The 18,054-nt window shown below is 63.4% G+C and carries 16 protein-coding genes; 6 read left to right on the forward strand and 10 right to left on the reverse strand.

Features of this window, described 5'->3' with window-relative positions; genetic code table 11:
- Nucleotides 1–3: 3 nt before the first annotated feature.
- Nucleotides 4–645 carry an alpha/beta hydrolase gene (locus tag BH682_RS19880; protein ID WP_003945142.1) on the reverse strand — a complete coding sequence of 214 codons (642 nt, stop codon included), beginning with the start codon at nucleotides 643–645 and terminating at the stop codon, nucleotides 4–6.
- 83 nt (nucleotides 646–728) lie between these two features.
- Between BH682_RS19880 and BH682_RS19885 the strand changes: the two genes are divergently transcribed.
- Nucleotides 729–4,172, forward strand: coding sequence for a TM0106 family RecB-like putative nuclease (locus BH682_RS19885; RefSeq protein ID WP_075833869.1), 3,444 nt, complete (start codon nucleotides 729–731; stop codon nucleotides 4,170–4,172).
- A 46-nt stretch (nucleotides 4,173–4,218) separates the two neighbouring features.
- Here the strand turns inward: BH682_RS19885 and BH682_RS19890 are convergent, their stop codons facing one another.
- The gene (locus BH682_RS19890; protein ID WP_007736155.1) at nucleotides 4,219–5,394 is read right to left on the reverse strand and encodes an amino acid deaminase/aldolase; all 1,176 of its coding nucleotides are present in this window, start codon (nucleotides 5,392–5,394) and stop codon (nucleotides 4,219–4,221) included.
- Nucleotides 5,395–5,464: 70 nt separating this feature from the next.
- Nucleotides 5,465–6,112, reverse strand: coding sequence for a TetR/AcrR family transcriptional regulator (locus BH682_RS19895; protein ID WP_075835391.1), 648 nt, complete (start codon nucleotides 6,110–6,112; stop codon nucleotides 5,465–5,467).
- A gap of 78 nt (nucleotides 6,113–6,190) precedes the next feature.
- Here BH682_RS19895 and BH682_RS19900 point away from each other — a divergent pair, with 78 nt between their 5' ends.
- Entirely contained in the window at nucleotides 6,191–7,504 is a 1,314-nt protein-coding gene (locus BH682_RS19900; RefSeq protein ID WP_030536924.1) for a D-arabinono-1,4-lactone oxidase, read from the forward strand.
- Between the two features lie 3 nt (nucleotides 7,505–7,507).
- On the opposite strand, the gene BH682_RS19905 is transcribed toward BH682_RS19900, so the two are convergent.
- The 4 genes from BH682_RS19905 to BH682_RS19920 form a co-directional block, all read right to left on the reverse strand.
- Nucleotides 7,508–8,473, reverse strand: coding sequence for an adenosine deaminase (locus BH682_RS19905; RefSeq protein WP_003945144.1), 966 nt, complete (start codon nucleotides 8,471–8,473; stop codon nucleotides 7,508–7,510).
- A gap of 7 nt (nucleotides 8,474–8,480) precedes the next feature.
- Nucleotides 8,481–9,242 (reverse strand): crotonase/enoyl-CoA hydratase family protein, encoded by a 762-nt coding sequence (locus BH682_RS19910; protein WP_003945127.1) that lies wholly within the window; start codon nucleotides 9,240–9,242, stop codon nucleotides 8,481–8,483.
- Between the two features lie 35 nt (nucleotides 9,243–9,277).
- Nucleotides 9,278–10,471 carry a class I adenylate-forming enzyme family protein gene (locus BH682_RS19915; RefSeq protein ID WP_029538443.1) on the reverse strand — a complete coding sequence of 398 codons (1,194 nt, stop codon included), beginning with the start codon at nucleotides 10,469–10,471 and terminating at the stop codon, nucleotides 9,278–9,280.
- A 93-nt stretch (nucleotides 10,472–10,564) separates the two neighbouring features.
- Nucleotides 10,565–11,365 (reverse strand): enoyl-CoA hydratase/isomerase family protein, encoded by an 801-nt coding sequence (locus BH682_RS19920; protein ID WP_007736151.1) that lies wholly within the window; start codon nucleotides 11,363–11,365, stop codon nucleotides 10,565–10,567.
- Between BH682_RS19920 and BH682_RS19925 the strand changes: the two genes are divergently transcribed.
- Nucleotides 11,364–12,764 carry an FAD-binding oxidoreductase gene (locus BH682_RS19925; RefSeq protein ID WP_075833871.1) on the forward strand — a complete coding sequence of 467 codons (1,401 nt, stop codon included), beginning with the start codon at nucleotides 11,364–11,366 and terminating at the stop codon, nucleotides 12,762–12,764. The genes BH682_RS19920 and BH682_RS19925 overlap by 2 nt on opposite strands.
- Here the strand turns inward: BH682_RS19925 and BH682_RS19930 are convergent.
- Nucleotides 12,724–14,208, reverse strand: coding sequence for a DHA2 family efflux MFS transporter permease subunit (locus tag BH682_RS19930; RefSeq protein WP_003945132.1), 1,485 nt, complete (start codon nucleotides 14,206–14,208; stop codon nucleotides 12,724–12,726). The two genes, BH682_RS19925 and BH682_RS19930, sit on opposite strands and share 41 nt — an antisense overlap.
- A 2-nt stretch (nucleotides 14,209–14,210) precedes the next feature.
- The gene (locus tag BH682_RS19935; protein WP_007736146.1) at nucleotides 14,211–14,834 is read right to left on the reverse strand and encodes a PadR family transcriptional regulator; all 624 of its coding nucleotides are present in this window, start codon (nucleotides 14,832–14,834) and stop codon (nucleotides 14,211–14,213) included.
- Between the two features lie 126 nt (nucleotides 14,835–14,960).
- Here BH682_RS19935 and BH682_RS19940 point away from each other — a divergent pair, with 126 nt between their 5' ends.
- Together BH682_RS19940 and BH682_RS19945 are read left to right on the forward strand one after the other, a co-directional pair.
- Nucleotides 14,961–15,650 (forward strand): hypothetical protein, encoded by a 690-nt coding sequence (locus BH682_RS19940; RefSeq protein ID WP_007736143.1) that lies wholly within the window; start codon nucleotides 14,961–14,963, stop codon nucleotides 15,648–15,650.
- Nucleotides 15,651–15,673: 23 nt separating this feature from the next.
- Nucleotides 15,674–16,708 carry a glutathione S-transferase family protein gene (locus BH682_RS19945; RefSeq protein WP_042450363.1) on the forward strand — a complete coding sequence of 345 codons (1,035 nt, stop codon included), beginning with the start codon at nucleotides 15,674–15,676 and terminating at the stop codon, nucleotides 16,706–16,708.
- Nucleotides 16,709–16,719: 11 nt separating this feature from the next.
- Here the strand turns inward: BH682_RS19945 and BH682_RS19950 are convergent, their stop codons facing one another.
- Nucleotides 16,720–17,130 carry a VOC family protein gene (locus BH682_RS19950; protein ID WP_003945129.1) on the reverse strand — a complete coding sequence of 137 codons (411 nt, stop codon included), beginning with the start codon at nucleotides 17,128–17,130 and terminating at the stop codon, nucleotides 16,720–16,722.
- Nucleotides 17,131–17,284: 154 nt separating this feature from the next.
- Between BH682_RS19950 and BH682_RS19955 the strand changes: the two genes are divergently transcribed.
- Complete coding sequence (locus BH682_RS19955; RefSeq protein WP_003945111.1) at nucleotides 17,285–18,034, forward strand: hypothetical protein; 750 nt, start codon at nucleotides 17,285–17,287, stop codon at nucleotides 18,032–18,034.
- Nucleotides 18,035–18,054 lie beyond the last annotated feature (20 nt).

Below are 18,054 nucleotides of genomic sequence, written 5' to 3' on the forward strand. Positions count from 1 at the left end.
GGACTACCTGGAATGCGCGAGAAGGAATTCACGGCTGACGTTGGTGACACTGGCGTGAACCTTCTCGTGCAGCAGGTCGTGACCGGCGTCCTCGAACTCGCGCATCTCGACGTTGCGCAGCGTCCGCGCCCAGTCCCGGACGGGATCGACCGGGGCGATCCGGTCGTCGGTACCGTGAACGACCAGGACTGGGATGCCCGCGTCGGAGAGTTCCGCCCACCCGTGTTGCTCGACCGCACTGCGCGGGATGCCGCACAGCACTGCGGAGGCAAAATCGTGATCGCGATGAGCCAGCATCGTCAGCGCCGTCACGGCACCTAACGAATGACCCATCACCGCCTGCGGAACTTCGGGCAGTTCCGCCAAGGCGATGTCAGCCAGCGCGGCTGCATCGGCAGCAAGATCGGAGAGCGGAGCCCCGACTCCCGGATCACCCTCCGACAAACCGTGCCCGGTGTGATCGATCGCCCACACGTCGATCCCCGACGCCGTCATTGCGCCCGCGAAGCGGTGATACTGGCCGCTGTGCTGGCCGAGACCGTGCAGAAAGACCAGTGACACCGTGGGCACCGCACCCCCTGCCGCCGGCCAATGCCGAAAGTGCACCTGACCGGTTCGTCCGTCGAAGAAAGGCATGATCGTCATTCTGCACGCCGCTACCGGTATCCGCGGCTCGTGAGCGATTACTGGTGGGTTGCCTTGTCGGTGAGCGATGGCACAATCGCCCTGTGTTCCTACTCGATGATCAGATCGTCTACAGCGCCAGCGACCTCTCGGCTGCGGCCTCGTGCGAGTTCGCACTGCTGCGGCAACTCGACGCCCGTACCGGTCTGATCGCGGCCGAGGCCGCCGAGGCGGATCCGATGCTCGAACGGACGTCGAGCCTCGGCGACTCGCACGAGCGCGAACAGCTTCAGAAGTTCATCGATCAGCACGGAGACGGCGTCGTCGTCATGCCGCGACCGGAACACTCACGCGCAGGCCTGACCGCTGCCACGTTGGCCACCGTCGAGGCAGCACGATCGGGCGCGCCAGTCATTTATCAGGGAACCTTTTTCGACGGCCGATTCCTCGGGTTCTGCGATTTCCTCGTCCGCGAAGGCGACACCTACGCGGTCTACGACAGCAAGCTCTCCCGGCACGCCAAGGTGTCGGCACTTCTACAACTCGCCGCATACGCGGATGCGTTGGAGCGCAATGCAATCGCCGCCTCCGATCAAGTTCATCTACTGCTAGGCGACGGCAGCACGTCGTCGCACGACATCGGAGACATCGCGCCGGTATTCGCGGCACGTAGAGCTGAACTCGAACGAGTCCTCGACGAGCACCGCGCCGAGGGGAAACCGACACAGTGGCTCGACGATCGGTACCTGCGTTGTGGTCGATGCGACACCTGCAGCGTCGAGGTCGAAAGCCATCGAGACCTGCTGCTGGTTGCGGGTGTCCGCGGCAATCAGCGTGAACAGCTGATCGTCTCGGGGATCACGACAATTGACGAACTCGCCGCGAGCACCGGCCCAGTCGAGGGAATCCGCCGGGAAACACTCGACAAGCTCCGTGCACAGGCAGCGGTTCAACTACGCCAGGAAGTGTCCGGCGACGCCGAATTCGAGGTCTACGAACCCTCGGCGCTCGGCGGACTCCCCATCCCCGACGACGGCGACATCTTCTTCGACTTCGAGGGCGATCCGCTCTGGGCCGAGGACGGGTCCACCGATTGGGGGTTGGAGTATCTGTTCGGTGTGGTCGAAGGGCCTGCGGACGACTACGTGTTCAAGCCGTTCTGGGCACACGATCGCGAGGGTGAGCGCCAGGCGCTCCTCGACTTCCTCGATTACGTCACCGCGCGTCGAGAAGCTCATCCAGGCATGCACATCTACCACTACGCCGCGTACGAGAAATCGGCGCTGTTGCGCTTGGCCGCACGTCACGGTGTCGGCGAGCAAACGGTGGACACCCTGCTCAGCGAGAACGTGCTCGTGGACCTGTACCCGATCGTCCGTGCCTGCCTGCGGATCGGACAACGCTCGTACAGCATCAAGAAACTCGAGCCGCTCTACATGGGTGAGCACGGCCGCGACGGCGACGTGACCAATGCCGCCGCTTCGGTTGTCGCTTATGCCGATTACTGCGAATTGCGCGACGGCGGACAAGCCGACCAGGCCAGGGAACTTCTTCAGGGCATCTCCGACTACAACGAGTACGACTGCGAATCCACTCTCCGCCTGCGCGATTGGCTCGCCGAGCGCGCCGCAGAACATGGTGTCGAACTTCGTGAGCCGACCGGACAGATCAAGATTCCACTCGAAGAACTCACCGAATCGGAAATCGCACTCCGCGACTTCGCCGGCCACAAGGCCGGTTCGACACGCACCCCCGATCAGCAGGCTGCTGCTCTATTGGCCGCAGCAGTCGGTTACCACAATCGTGAGCGGAAGCCGTACTGGTGGGCCCACTTCGACCGATTGGTCACACCGATCGAAGACCTCGTGGACATCCGCGACGTCATGGTGGTCGAGCAGTCCGAAATCGAAACGGACTGGCACAAGAGCACCGCGCGGCAGAAGAAGTTTCGTCGCCACATCCAATTGACCGGAAGTTTCGGCACCGGAACGTCTTTGAGCCCGGGCAGTGATCTTTTCGCGCTCTACGCAACCCCCTCCCCGGATGCCGTTGCAAGCGAGAACCCCACCCAGCGCGGCACCAGCAGCGTCAAGGTCACCGCCGTCGTCAAGTCCGAAGGGCTCGACGTGGTCACCGTCGAAGAACTGCTCAGCGGTGACGAATACATCGATTCCCCGGTCGCGTTGGCACCTGGTCGTCCGATTCCCACCGGACGCATGGAGAAGTCCATCGCCGCTGCCGCGTCCGACGCCAGCGAGAGCCTGCCCGAACTGCCACACATCGCGGCAGTCGACATTCTCAGGCGCAGCACCCCGAGAACCCTCTCGGGTTCACCGCTGCCACCTGTCGGCACCGACAACAACTACGCCGACGCCATCACCGCCGCACTTCTCGACCTCGATGATTCCTACGTGGCAGTACAGGGTCCCCCTGGTACGGGCAAGACCTACACGGGCGCTCGTGTCGTCAAGACACTGATCGAACAACACCATTGGCGAATCGGCGTGGTGGCACAATCACATTCGGTGGTCGAGAACATGCTCGGCGGCATTCTGAAGGCCGGCGTGGACCCTGCACTGGTCGCGAAGAAGGGCAGCCGGAGCAAGACCGCAGAATGGCAGGACATCGCATCCGAAGAATATGCGGGATTCATCGCCGAGGCCGAAGGCGTCGGCTGTGTCATCGGCGGCACTGCGTGGGACTTCTCGAACACCGATCGTGTTCCAGCGGGCAGCTTGGACTTGCTCGTCGTGGACGAAGCAGGCCAATTCGCGCTGGCGAACACCATTGCCGTCGCGATTTCCGCGCGAAACCTGTTGCTGCTGGGCGATCCGCAGCAGTTGCCGCAGGTGAGCCAAGGCACTCACCCCGAACCGGTCGACGAATCGGCACTCGGTTGGCTCGCCGAGGGACACGGCGCACTGCCACCCGAACTCGGCTACTTCCTCGAGAAAACGTGGCGGATGCACCCGGATCTGTGTGCGCCCGTGTCCGCATTGTCGTACGAGGGCAAGCTGCATTCCCAGGAAACCGTTAGTGCGGCAAGAAAACTCGACGGACTCGCTGCCGGAGTACACACGGTGTTCGTCGATCACCGCGGCAATTCCACCTACTCCCCGGAAGAGTCCCAGGAAATCGTTCGCCAGATCCAGGGCCTTCTCGGTACGCCTTGGACCGACCCGAGCGAGTTCGAGGGAACCAGGCCGCTGGAGCAGTCGGACATTCTCGTGGTCGCGGCGTACAACGCCCAGGTGGGCACCGTCGAGCGCGATCTCACCGAGGCCGGTCTCACGGAGGTCGAGGTCGGGACCGTCGACAAGTTCCAGGGCCGCGAGGCTGCGGTGGCAATCGTGTCGATGGCCGCATCTGCCGTCGAGGACGTCCCGCGAGGGATGTCGTTCCTGCTGTCGCGAAACCGTCTCAATGTTGCTGTCTCACGCGGCAAGTGGTGCGCGATCATCGTTCGATCGCACGCGTTGACGCAGTACATGCCCAGTACGCCTGCGGGATTGGTCGAACTGGGCGCGTTCATGAGGCTGACGAGCTAGCCGAAGCCTGTCTTACCCGAAACACTGCCTTACCCGAAGCACTGCCCTACCCGAAGCACTGCCCTTCGCCGCGATAGGTGGGAACCGACGTTCGGGTGCCGTCGGCTTCGACCACGTACACGCGGTCGAAGCGCTCGCACAGCTCGCCGGCCTTGGCGTGACGGAACCACACGCGGTCGCCGATCGCGATGTTTCCGGCTTCCTTCCCGGTGACCGGCGTCTGGACTTCGCCGGCTCCTTCGTTGCGGAGCAGTTTGAGACCAGCGGGCCAGACCGGTGACGGAACGCGGGTGGCTCCGGCAGGTCCCGACGCGATGTATCCGCCGCCGAAAAGGGTCGTGACCGACGGCGTCGGTTTGCGCACGGCCGACAGCGCGAAGAACAGCGCCGGATCGGGACGGAAGGCACGGTAGCGGTCGAACAGGGTCGGTACGTACAGTCCGGAGCCTGCTGTTACCTCGGTCACCACAGGATCGGCCGAGCTGACCTCCAGCGACCCCGTACCGCCGCTGTTGACGATCTCGAGTGCACCCACGGCATCGGTGACGGCCGCGACCACAGCGCCCCTTCTGGACGCCAATTCGCGGGCAGAGGCTTTCTTGACCCAACCGATCGGAGCGCTGGTGTCCGGGAGGCCGGCGATCTGGGCTTCGTAGAACATCACTCCGACGACGGAGAATCCGCGTTGGCGCGCACGCGCCGCGAGTGCGGCGACCGCGCCAGGTTCGCGCAGTGGCGAGCGTCGTACGCCCAGATGGATCGGGCCGATCCGAAGCGACGCGTCGACGTCGAGACACACGCGGACAGGCGCATCCCCCGTCGACGCCGAACGAATGAGGTCCAACTGCGCATCGTCGTCGACCATCAAGGTGATCGATGCGAGAGCGGTGTCGTCGGCAGCGAGATCCGCGATGGCGCCACGATCGGCGGTCGGGTACCCCATCAGGATGTCCCGTGCGCCGAGCCCGACCAGCCACAGAGCCTCGCGCAGTGAGTACGCCATGATTCCGCGGAATCCGCCGGACGCGGTCAGTGTGTCGCCGAGAGTTTCAGCCAGAACCGTCCGACAACGAACCGATTTGCTCGCCACTCGCACCGGGGTTCCACCGGCGCGGCGCACCAGGTCGGCTGCATTACTGCGCAGTGTGGTCAGATCCAGAGCAGCCAGAGGCGGGTCGAGTTCTCGCGTGGCAGCAGTGAGTCGATCAAGGGTCCTGGTCACAGATGATCCAATCGTCGCGGCGTGCGACCAGTCAATCACCAATCCTGGACGTATGTCCAGGATTGCGGTTCTAATGAGGCGCGACCACGGCTTTGTTGGCGATTACCTGAACCATTTCTCCGAACTCGGCAATAGTCGCGTCGGAGTCACGATCGACCAGCCATCGCAGAACAAGGCCGTCGATCATTGCAAGACTCAGTCGCGCAATCGAACTCAACGGCTCCGTCCACACCGTGCCCGATATCTTGGCGCACTCTTCGAGAAACGACACCGCGAGCTCATCCATGATTCGGTACTGCTCAAATGCAACCGCCCCAGCACGTTCGGCTCCGAGATTGCGACTACGCAGTGCTTGCGCGGTAATTTCGTAGGTCAACAACTGGCGATCCGGGGTTGCCTCGATGGTCGGCCACATTCCGGTCAGGCCGATGTGCAGCAATTCCCTGAGCCCCTGCACGCCACTGAGATCCGGCGCATGGCGGACCTGCGCGAACGCATACTGCATCGACGCACTGAGCTGCAGAATGAGCGTTTCACCCATTGCCGCGATCAGCGCTTCCTTGCTCTCGAAGCAGTAATGAACGACGCCGAGCGATACCCCGGCCTCCTCTGCCACCGCCCTTACCGTCACAGAACTGACACCGCGCTGTTCCGCAATAGACAAGGCGGACTCGACCAATTGTGTGCGGCGTTCGTCCGCCGGGAGCCTGTTCAGCATCCAATGATCGTAGAACGCAAATGACAAAATCTTCGCGCAATACTTGCCTGGACGACCGTCCAAGTACATTATTGCGTAATGGCTTCGGACACTTGGCAGAACTGGGCGGGCACTCAAAGCGCCGCGCCGCGTCGCTTTGCGACGCCGACAAATACCCGTGAACTTTCGTCGTTGGTCGCCGAGGCCGCCTCGCGTGGCCAACGTGTGAAGGCCGTCGGCGCCGGCCACTCGTTCACCGGTGTCGCGGTCACTGACGGTGTCCTCGTCAGCCTGGACAACTTGAGCGGAATCGACTCGATCACACCGACCGACGACGGTGCGCTGGTCACTGTTTTTGCAGGCACTCGCCTTCATGCTCTCAACGACGCCTTGTGGCAACGCGGATATGCGATGGCAAATCTCGGTGACATCGACGTCCAGTCACTGGCCGGCGCGACGTCCACCGGCACGCACGGCACCGGCGCACGATTCGGCGGCATCGCCACACAGATTCGCGGAATCGAGGTCGTTCTCGCCGACGGATCCGTCGTTTCCGCAAGCGCCGACGAAAACGTCGAGTTGTTCGAAGCGGGCCGCCTCGGGTTGGGCGCAATCGGCATCATTTCGAAGATCACTCTCGCCTGCGTTCCGCGATTCACACTTCGCGCAATCGAGGAACCCGACACGCTGTCTCACATACTGGACACCCTCGAGAGCGATCGCCTGGGCTTGGACCACTTCGAGTTCTACTGGTTTCCGCACACCGACCGTGTCCTGACGAAGAGCAATACGCGACTGCCCGGAGATACCGAACCCGATCCAGTGGGCAAGGTCCGCGCGTTCGTCGACGACGAACTCCTCTCCAACACACTCTTCGAAGGCGTCAACCGCGTTGCCACCCTGGCGCCGGCCGCGATCCCGAGAATCAACAACGTGTCGTCTCGATTGCTCGGCGCCCGGGAGTTCACCGATCGCAGCTACCGAGTATTCGCGTCTTCGCGCCGGGTGAAGTTCAAGGAGATGGAATACGCGATCCCCCGCGAACACGTCACCGAGACACTCCACGAAATCGACCGCTGGATGAAGAAGTCCGGAACCAACGTCGCATTCCCCGTCGAAGTACGTTTTGCTGCCGCCGACGACCTCTGGCTCTCCACTGCTCACGGACGCGACACCGCATACATCGCCGTACACCAGTACCACCGACGACCCGAAACCGAATACTTCGCCGCAGTGGAGGCAATCGCGCGCGCCGTCGACGGCCGGCCGCATTGGGGAAAAATGCACAACCGGACCGTCGACGACCTGCGTCCTACGTACGACCGACTCGACGACTTTGTCGCCGTTCGAGACAAGTACGACGCGAATCGTGTGTTCGACAACGAATACTTGCGTCAGGTACTCGGCGACTGAGGGTCAGTGCCGCAGTAGTTCCGCTTTTCGCGCATCGCTCGCAAACGAGGCTTTGATCGAGTTCCGGGCGAGGGTGTCTCGCTCGGCCTCCGTCAGACCCAGGGCTCGGCCCAGTTCGGTGAAATTGTCGTCGACATATCCCCCGAAGTAGGCCGGGTCGTCGGAGTTGACCGTGACGATCAAACCCATCTCGAGCATCGATCGAAGCGGATGATCCGACAGCGAATCGAACACCCGCAGACGAACGTTCGACAACGGGCAGACCGTCAGTGGAATCTCCTCGTCGACCAGACGCTCGATCAGGGCAGGATCCTCGAGTGCCCGGACTCCGTGGTCGATCCGCTCGGCGCCGAGAATGTCGAGCGCCTGCCAGATGTACTCGGGCGGTCCCTCTTCACCGGCGTGAGCCACAACGTGCAAACCCTCGGCACGCGCGCGGGCGAACACGTCCTCGAACAGTGACGGCGGGTTGCCGACCTCCGCGGAGTCGAGTCCGAGCCCGACGATTGGAGCCTGCAGGCGAATTATCTCGGAGAAGATCTCCTCGGCGTCTTTGACGGGCTGATCTCGGAGGATGGCGGCGATTGCCGCGCTGCTGAGCCCGAACTCGCGCTCACTCGATGCCACCGCATCCATGATCCCGTCCAGGACCTCGGTCAGCGGAACACCACGGACCACGTGCGCCTGTGGATTGAAGAAGAACTCGGCATGCGCGACGCCGGCGGCAGCCGCGCGGCGGAAGTACGCTCGCGTCAGGTCGGCAAAATCCTCCGCGGTGCGCAGGACGGCCATGTTGGCGAAGTAGAGATCGAGGAACGACTGCAGATCGGTGAACTCGTACCTCGACTTCAGATCGTCGATGTCCTTGTACGGCAAGTCCATTCGATTGCGCTCGGCAAGTCGGTAAATCTGTTCGGGTTCCAGAGAACCCTCGATGTGCATGTGCAGCTCTGCGACAGGTGTAGCCATGTCGGTGTTACCGCCCCTTCCAGACCGGGGCGCGCTTCTCGGCGAACGCCGTCGCGCCCTCGCGTGCATCTTCGGACGCGAACACCGGCGCCATGACCTGCAACTGCTTCGCGAAAGCTTCGTCGTCGGACCAACCGCCGGCCTTGACGATGATCTCCTTGGTGACCGCAACCGCGAGCGGTCCGTTGCGGGTGATGCGATCAGCCAGCTCCAGCGCGCCTTCGAGCGCCTTACCTGGCTCGGTCAACGTGTTCACGAAGCCGTAGCGGTAGGCCTCCTCGGCTGTGAAACTGTCACCGGTCAGGGCCAGTTCCAATGCCTTCTGGTACGGAATCCGCTTGGGCAGGCGCAACAATCCGCCTCCACCTGCGACCAGCCCTCGCTTGACCTCCGGGATACCGAACTTCGCTTCGGACGACGCGACCACCAGGTCGGTGGCAAGCACGAGTTCCGTGCCGCCTGCCAACGCGAAGCCCTCGACCGCCGAAATGATCGGCTTACGCGGCGGCCCTTCCGTGAATCCGAGACCGCGTCCCGGCACGAGTACGTTCTCGCCGGCCACGAATGCCTTCAGATCCATACCGGCACAGAAGTTTCCGCCGGCTCCTGTCAGCACCGCCAAGGACAGATCGTCGTCCGCATCGAGCTCTTCGACCGCAGCGGCCAATGCGTGACTGACCGCCGAGTTGATGGCGTTACGCGCCTCGGGCCGGTTGATGGTGATGATCAGTGTCCGCCCGCGCCGCTCGGTGAGAACCTCGTCCGCCATGATGTCCCTCTCGTTTGTCGACCACGCTCGCGTGACTACGCGACGTTGCGTTCGACAATACGGACGAAGCCATCGGGGTCGATCTGCGCGGTGTCGTGAGTGCAGAACCACCCCTGGGTGAACCTCGTCGAGGTCGCTTGCGGCGAGTTCCAATACCGACGCGTGACACTCGGTCCACGGCACAGCAACTCACCGAAACCACCTGGAGCATCCGGGCCGTACAACGCCACTTCCATTCCACCGAAAGCGATTCCGACGCTTCCGAGGTGGGTGGGTGCCGACTCGGTTGGCAGAATGAGACCAGCCCCACAGGTCTCGGTTTTGCCCCACCCGATCACATGCCGAGCGGCCGGGAACAGGGTCAGCAGCTTGGATTCCTGTTCGGCCGTGATCGGCGACCCGCTGCAATCGATCCACTGAACCGACCTCGAACCGGCACGCGCCGCCGGTCCAAGGGTGAGCAACCGTGGCTCGAGCAGGTCCTCGGGCCGCCCGGTCACGATGTCGACGGTATGCACACTCTCACGCCAGAAGTCGCCGGCGAGGACCACCGTTCCACCGACCACCAACGTCGCGAGCACGTGCACGAACTGCCGCACCGACTTGAAGTCATTGTCCACCAGCAGATTCCGCACACCTTCGACGCCGTAGTCACGCGAGTGCAGAATTCCGACGATGGCAGAAAGCACGTTCTCGTTGCTCAACTCGACGCCAAGCATCTCGCCCGAAGAATCCGCGGTGTACGCGAGGACCGCCATCTCGTCCGGGGCGGCGCCGTCGTCGATGAACGGAACACCGTGCGGGAGTTCCCCGTCGAGCACCAACACCGAGCCACTGTCCGCGATGACGAAGTCCGCCGCGTCATCACTCAAGTGCACACCGACGGAGACCGGAACACCGCCGGCGAGGATGACGCCGAGGCACGCCTCCATCCACCTCACCCCAGCGGCGACACGAATGGCCACACGGTCACCGATCTCGACGCCCCGCGACTTCAGCCCTCCCGCGACCCGCGACGCCTCGGCCCACAGCTCCGCAAAGGTGACCTGCTCGCCGTCGACCTCCTCGACCGCGACGCGTGAGGAGAACCGATGGACGGCGATGTCCAGTAGTTCGGACAACGACGGGTCCAGTTGACTGTACCGAAGCACCCCGTCACCGGCGCGGGTGACGCGGGCGTCGGCGAGGAGCTGATTCGAACACGGGTATTCCACAAGCGTCGACCGCATCGATACCTCCACGTCACTGACAACCCACCGGCCATTCGACTATATGACGTGGATCACAGTTCGTGGAGGTCTCTGGCGATAATCGTCGCAAACTTACTTTCCGGAGTAGACCGCTTTGCCCGGTCCGACCTCGAGGAAACTGCGGACAGCGCCGCGTAGGTCATCGGTGGCGAACAGCGCACCGGACACCCCGGGAGTCACCGAATCCGCGTGGGCGATCCCGCCGGAACGCCAGGCCGCCACGATCTGCTTGGTGGCGTCGTGGGCTCGCGTGGGCCCGTCCGCCAACCGGGCCGCCAGGGCACGCGCCGCAGCATCGACATCGTCGTGAACGGCATTGACGACGCCCCACGAGTGCAGGGTTGCGGCGTCGTAGAGATCGCCGGTCATGACCAACTCCCGAGCCCGTCCGGAACCGGCGCGCTCGGCCAAACGCTGCGGTCCACCCATGGACGGCGTCAGACCGACCACTGTCTCGACCAGTCCGAACTTCGCCTTCGGCGCCGCGAGGATGATGTCGCAGGCCAAGGAGATCTCGAAGGCAGCAGTCAGCGTCAGCCCGTGCGCCGCGTAGATGACCGGGCACGGCAACGCCTCGAGCGGATGGCAGATCTGGGCGAACAGTTCGCGCCACAATTCCGCTCCCTGCTCCGGGTTCAGTCCGTCGAACACATGGACGTCTACGCCGGCCGAGTTGACCTTGCCCTCGGCGCGCAGAAGCACAGCGCGCGGTGGGTTTTCGGTCAGCGCTGCAACATCGGCGATGACGGCGTCGAACATGGCCTGATCGAACAGATTGAGTGGTCCGTGCGCGAACGTCAGGACAGCCACCTCGGCACCACCATCGGTGGTGAAGCGCTCGAGGCGGGTGGGATGCGATTCGGGAGCAGTCATGCCGCCACACTGCCACATCGAACCGGCCTACGATCGTCGGGTGGAGGGTCTGAGAAATGCACTCGCGGACGTTGTGGGACACCGGTTCGTCGTCGACGACGCCGACGTGTTGGCGACCCGTTCCACCGACCAGACAGGGCGCTACAGCGGGCGCGCCAGCGCTCTGGTCCGACCCGGAAATACCGCCGAAGTCTCGGCAGTGCTGAACGTGTGCCGCTCGCGCGGCGTACCGGTCACCATTCAGGGCGGGCGAACCGGTCTGGTCGCCGGGACGGTGCCCGAGCACGACGACGTCCTGCTCTCCACCGAACGCCTCGAGGCGATCGGCGAAGTCGATGTTGCCGCCGGTCGGATCGCCGTCGGTGCGGGAGCGACACTCGCGCAGGTACATTCGGCGGCCGCCGCCGCCGGTTTGAAGTTCGGTGTCGACATAGCCTCGCGGGACACTGCGACGATCGGCGGCATGGTCTCCACCAATGCCGGTGGCCTGCACACGGTTCGATACGGGAACATGGCCGAACAGGTGCTCGGACTCGAGGTGGTACTCCCCGACGGAACTCCTGTGCGCCGGTCACCGAAAGTGTTGTCCGACAATTCCGGATACAACCTGCCCGCTCTGTGGGTGGGCAGCGAGGGAACTCTTGGTGTGGTCACGGCAGTCGATCTGAAACTACGACGGGTACCGACTCACCGGGTCACGACGCTGATCGGTTTCGACGCACTCCAAGACGTCGTCGAGGCAGGGCGAGTGTTGCGCACTCTCGACGGCGTCGACGCACTCGAATTGTTGGACGGGCGCGGTCTCGAACTGGCCGCACGCCATTTGAAAGCCGCGGTTCCGACGGGGCGACCGTGGTACCTCCTCGCCGAGGTGTCCGCGGCCCACGATCCGCTGGAAGACCTGGCCGAGCTGCTCGAACGCATCGACCCACCGGAGAACCCGGCAGTGGCGGTCGACGATCCCGGCTCGACGCGTTTGTGGGCGGCGCGGGAGTGTTTCGCCGAAGTGGTCGGACTGTTCGGTCCCCCACTGAAATTCGACGCGGCGCTGCCGCTGGACTCGCTTGCCACCTTCGCCGAGGACGCCGCGGCGGTGATCGCGAGTCGTGCCCCCGAGGCAATTCCGATCCTCTTCGGACATGTCGCCGAGGGAAATATCCACCTCAACGTCCTGAACTGCCCGAACGCCGACACCGTGTACCGCAGCGTCCTCGAACTGGTTCGCGATCACGGCGGAAACGTCAGTTCCGAGCACGGGGTGGGCTCGCTCAAACGCAACTATCTGGACCTGGCCCTCTCTGCGGAGGACATAGCCACGATGTGGGCGATCAAGCGAGCCCTGGACCCGAGCGACTATCTCAATCGTGCAGTGATGTTTCCCGACGCGCTTCGGCGCTGACGGCCATCGCGTCGTCGTGTGCGTCGCCGCGCAGAGGCCGAGCGAAGCACACCGAAGCGACGAAGCCGATGAGCAGTACGCCTGCGGGCAGCCAGATCGACTCCGACATCGCCGTGCTGAACGGTTCACGGACGAACTCGGGTAGGTGACCCACTCCGGCTTCGGAACTGCCGCCGGTCAGACCCTGAGCCGCCAATCGTGCGGTGATCAGTGCTCCGATCGCGGCACTGCCGAGAACCGCACCCACCTGCCGGGTGGTGTTGTAGACGCCGGCGCCGGCGCCGGCCTGCATCGGAGGCAGGTTGTGTGTGGCGGTGGCCGCGAGCGGTGACCAGATGCATGCGTTGGCGAAGCCGATCAGGCCGATCGGCAGGAGCAGTTCCCAGATCGCAACGTCGGGAGACATCACCAGTGCGAGCCAGCCCAGGGCGATCGCAAACAGCAGGAAGCCGGTGCCCGCGATGTAGCGCGGATGCGTCTTGTCGACGAGCTTGCCGATGATCGGCGCAAAAATGCCGGTCAGCACGGCCATCGGAACGAGGAGGAGCGCCGACTGCGTCGGGGAGAGTCCGCGAACTGCCTGGGTGTAGAACATCAGAGGAAGGACCATCGACGTGATCGCGAAGCCCATCGCGGTGATGGCGACGTTGGCGAGCGAGAAGTTGCGGTCCTTGAAGAGTTCGAGTGGGAGCAAGGGCTCGTTCTTGTTGCGCGACTGGTAGAACACGAACACCGCGAGCAACACCACACCGGCGCCGATCAGGCTCCAGACGAATCCGTTCCAGTCGTACGAACTGCCTTCCTGGATTCCGAACACGAGCAGGAACATGCCTGCGGCGCTGAGAATCACGCCGGGAATGTCGAACTTGTGCTCGCTGGTCGGCAACGACGGAACAAGCTTCCACGCGAGGAGGAAGGCGATGACACCGACAGGGACGTTGACGATGAAGATCCATTCCCAGCCGAGATTGTCGACCAACACACCACCGGCAAGCGGACCGACCAGCGTCGCAACACCGGCAACCGCGCCCCACAGGCCCATTGCGGCGCCACGCTTGTTCGGCGCGAACGTGCGTGTGATGACGGCCATGGTCTGAGGCGTCATCATTGCGGCGCCCAGACCCTGGAAAGCCCTTGCCACGATGAGCATCTCGACGCTGCCGGACAGACCACACCACAGTGAAGCGCCGGTGAACAGTACGAGGCCGATCATGTACAGGTTCTTCGGTCCGAACCTGTCACCGAGCCGGCCGGTGACGAGCAGCGGCACCGCGTACGCCAGCAGGTACGCGCTGGTGACCCAGACGACCTTGTTGATGTCGGTGCCGAGGTCCTCCATGATCGCAGGGTTGGCGACAGCGACGATGGTGCTGTCCACCAGAATCATGAAGAACCCGATACACAGCGCCCACAGCGCGTGCCAGGGATTGACCTGCTTTTCCATCTTCAGTCCTTAGGTAGTGCGGACGAGCCTGCGGAGCCGGCCAGCCGGTCGAGAAGTTCTTGTGAGAGCCAGGGCATTTCGCCGCTCTCGATGTCTGTCACCAACGCGCCGATCCACTCTCTTTCGGCGACGGTCAGTGCGTGGGCGTAGTCCGCGCCCACCGTGAAGATTCGTGGTTTTTCCGCCGCCTTCAGCGCTTCGTAGTCGGCCTCGAATTTCGCGATCGTCTTGTCGAGGTGCGCGAGACGAATTCGAAGCATCTGACACGCGGTGGACGCGGAGAGGTTGTGCATTTCAGCGAGCGCGAGCGGCAACCGCGGATACTCCCGCACCGGAACCGCCAACATCTCACGTAGTTGATGCTCGAGGGCCTCACGGCCCCGGGCGGTGATCTCGTACGTCGTCCGTTCGGGCCGGTTGCCCTCACGATCGGTCCCGATCGAGGCCAGAAGTTCCTGCTTCTCCAGCCGGGAAACCGTGTGATAGAGCGATCCCGGCTTGATCTTCACCAACTGATCGCCCCGGCGAACCGAGGCAAGTTGATACATCTCGTACGGATGCATCGAACGCTCGGACAGCAGGCCCAGAACGGTGATTCCCAGAGGCGTCAGTGACACGTCACCCATGAGTCCCCCTCCCTGACAAGCCGCAATTGACTATTTCTTGACTATTCCACCTGAAATAGTCCACATGGAATATACGACCTCTGTCCATCTCGATCAACCCGTTCGAATCGGACTAGCCTGTAGCAAGTGGACGAACATCACCTCGACATCATCCGACTCGCTTGGGCACGTGAACTGGGCCTCGGCGACTCGGCACTTCGGCCGGCACACACGGCCCGCGTCGTCGGCGACGACATCCACGTTCTCGATCTGGCAGGCTCAGGTGCAATCGTCGGGCCGCAGTGGTTCATCGAGCGCACCGAGGACATCTCCGTCGACGCCCTGCTGCAACCGGCGCGTCTGCTCGAGATCGCCGGCGATCACGGCGGCCGAATCACCGGCCCCGTCGATCTCGCTTTCCTCGGCGACTACACGGACGCGCCACCCGACGAGCAACTACTGATTTCCCACGACATCGACGATGCCCTCGCCGTCGCTGCGCTGTGCCCACCCGACGACAGCACCACAGCCGACCTCGGGAACCGGACGCGGTGGTTCACCGCCCTCACCGATTCCGCCGAGGTGCTCGGATGCGCGGCATACTCCGAATTTCAGGGATTCGTGGCAGATCTCACGACCCTGACTGCTCCAGCGCATCGCCGTCACGGAATCGGCTGCGCAGTAACGCTTCTCGCTGCGGAGGACGCTCTCGATTCCGGATTGATCCCGCAGCTACGCACAAGTCGCGGCAGTGCGATCGGAGCGACGCTTCCACGTAAAGCCAAATTCGACGTTCTGGGGGCATACGCTCGGGTACACGTGCACCTGCCCAGTTGACACTCGAACGAGAGGGACCGCAGATGAGTACGGAAGACGGCGCGAGCGAACCGACATTCGTCGAAGAGGGTCGTGAATTCAAACGCGACACCAACTACATCCCGACCCGGATCACCGAGGACGGCCGCGACGGGTACCCCGTCGAACCCGGGCGATACCGGTTGATCGTGGCACGTGCCTGCCCGTGGGCAAACCGCGCCATCATCGTCCGCCGCCTACTCGGCCTCGAAGACGTACTGTCGATGGGCATCTGCGGTCCGGTTCACGACAAGCGAAGCTGGACTTTCGATCTCGACCCGGGCGGCGTCGATCCCGTACTGAAGATCCCGCGACTGCAGGACGCATACTTCGCCCGAGATCCCCACTACCCCAGGGGAATCACGGTGCCCGCCATGGTGGAGATCGCCACGGGCAAGGTGATCACGAACGACTACCCACAGATCACCCTCGACTTCTCGACGCAATGGAAGAAGTACCACCGCGAAGGCGCGCCGGATCTGTACCCGGAGCCATTGCGAAACGAAATCGACGAAGTGGCCGAGTACGTTTTTCGCGACGTCAACAACGGCGTCTACCGCTGCGGTTTCGCCGGTTCACAGCAGGCGTACGACGAGGCATACGACACGCTGTTCGCTCGCCTCGACTGGCTCACCGAACGTCTTGCCCGGCAACGTTTCCTGGTGGGCGACACCATCACCGAAGCCGATGTGCGCCTGTTCACCACGCTGGCGCGGTTCGATCCCGTCTATCACGGCCACTTCAAGTGCAACAGAAGCAAACTCAGCGAGATGCCGGTGCTGTGGGACTACGCGCGCGATCTGTTCCAAACCCCCGGATTCGGTGACACCATCGACTTCACACAGATCAAAGCGCACTACTACATCGTGCATTCCGAGATCAATCCCTCCGGAATCGTGCCCAAGGGACCGGAATTGACACACTGGCTCGAACCGCACGGACGCGAACAGTTGGGTGGCCGACCGTTCGGGGACGGCACACCACCTCATCCGCCCATCCCGTCGGAAGTGGTTCCGGCAGAGCACTGGGCCACCAGGTAGGTCGCGGGGGGCTACTCCCCTGCGTACGTGCCGAAACTCCAGTACACACCTTCGGGATCACGGCAGGTGAACCCCCGCGAACCGTAGTCCTCGTCGCGCAATCCCTGCGTGATCGTGGCGCCCGCCGCGACAGCGCGTTCGTGGAGTGCATCGGCGGCGTCCGCGTCGTCCACGACGATGTACACCGAACCGATTCCAGGCGGCAGGCCGGCGATCGCCGAATCGGTGCGCGGCGAACCCAACATGATGCCGCCACCGCCCGGCCAGTCGAGTTGGGCGTGGTCGACCACGTCTCCCTCTCCGTAGACGGCCTTCTCCACGAAACCGAAGGTGCTCACCAGAAAGTGGATTGCCGCACGGGCGTCGAGGTAGCGCAGCGTCGGCCAGATGGTCGTCGAACGAGATTCCGAAGTGGCGGTCATAACACTCGAACTCCTGCCTGGGAAAACTCACGAAGAAAACCGAGTCTCGTACGAGCCTATGGCCCCGGTGATCACCGCCGCCAGCGAAAACTTCACCTATTCTCGAGATACGGTCCACCTCGCTTCAGAGGAGGACAACTGTGGAGGGGCAGCAATGAGCAAGTCGACGAACAACGACAGCGGGCGTATCGAGAAGGTCCTCGTTTCCGTTCTCGACAACGGAAGCCGCCTGCAAGCGCCCGCAGTGGCCAAATACGTCAACCATGTCCGTAAGGCCCACCCCGACGAGTCACCTGCTCAGATCGTCGAGCGGATGGAGAAGATGTTCATTCTCGCCGTGACCGGCAGCGGCAGTGCCGTCGGCGCCACCGCCGCGGTGCCGGGCGTCGGAACGGTCGCGTCCATCGCTGCCGTCGGTGCGGAATCGGCTTTCTTCCTCGAGGCGTCAGCGCTGCTGACGTTGGCAATTGCGTCAGTGCATGGAATCTCCGTACAGGATCACCAGCAACGACGTGCCCTGGTCCTGGCAGTCGCCCTCGGCGAATCCGGTATGGAGATCGTGCAGAAGGCCACCGGAATCACAGCCAAGAACTGGGGAACGGCAATCACGAGCAAGATTCCCGGACCCACGATGAGGGGAATGAACAGCACCCTCGTGCGGAAATTCGTGACCAAGTACGCCGCCAAGCGCAGCGCACTGATCCTCGGCAAGCTCGTTCCGGCCGGAATCGGTGCGGTCATCGGCGGTGCGGGCAACCGTGCAATCGGCAAGGGCGTCGTCAAGAATGCGCGCGAAGCCTTCGGACCGGCACCGGCCAGGTGGACCGACCACCTGATCGTGATGCCTGCCGACGATGCCGCAGTGCTTCCCCAGACGGAGACACGCCGGGCCATCCGCAGATAGCCGTCCGGGCCGTAGGCTCG

This window comes from Rhodococcus sp. YL-1 (assembly GCF_001942025.1).
GTDB lineage: Bacteria > Actinomycetota > Actinomycetes > Mycobacteriales > Mycobacteriaceae > Rhodococcus_F > Rhodococcus_F qingshengii.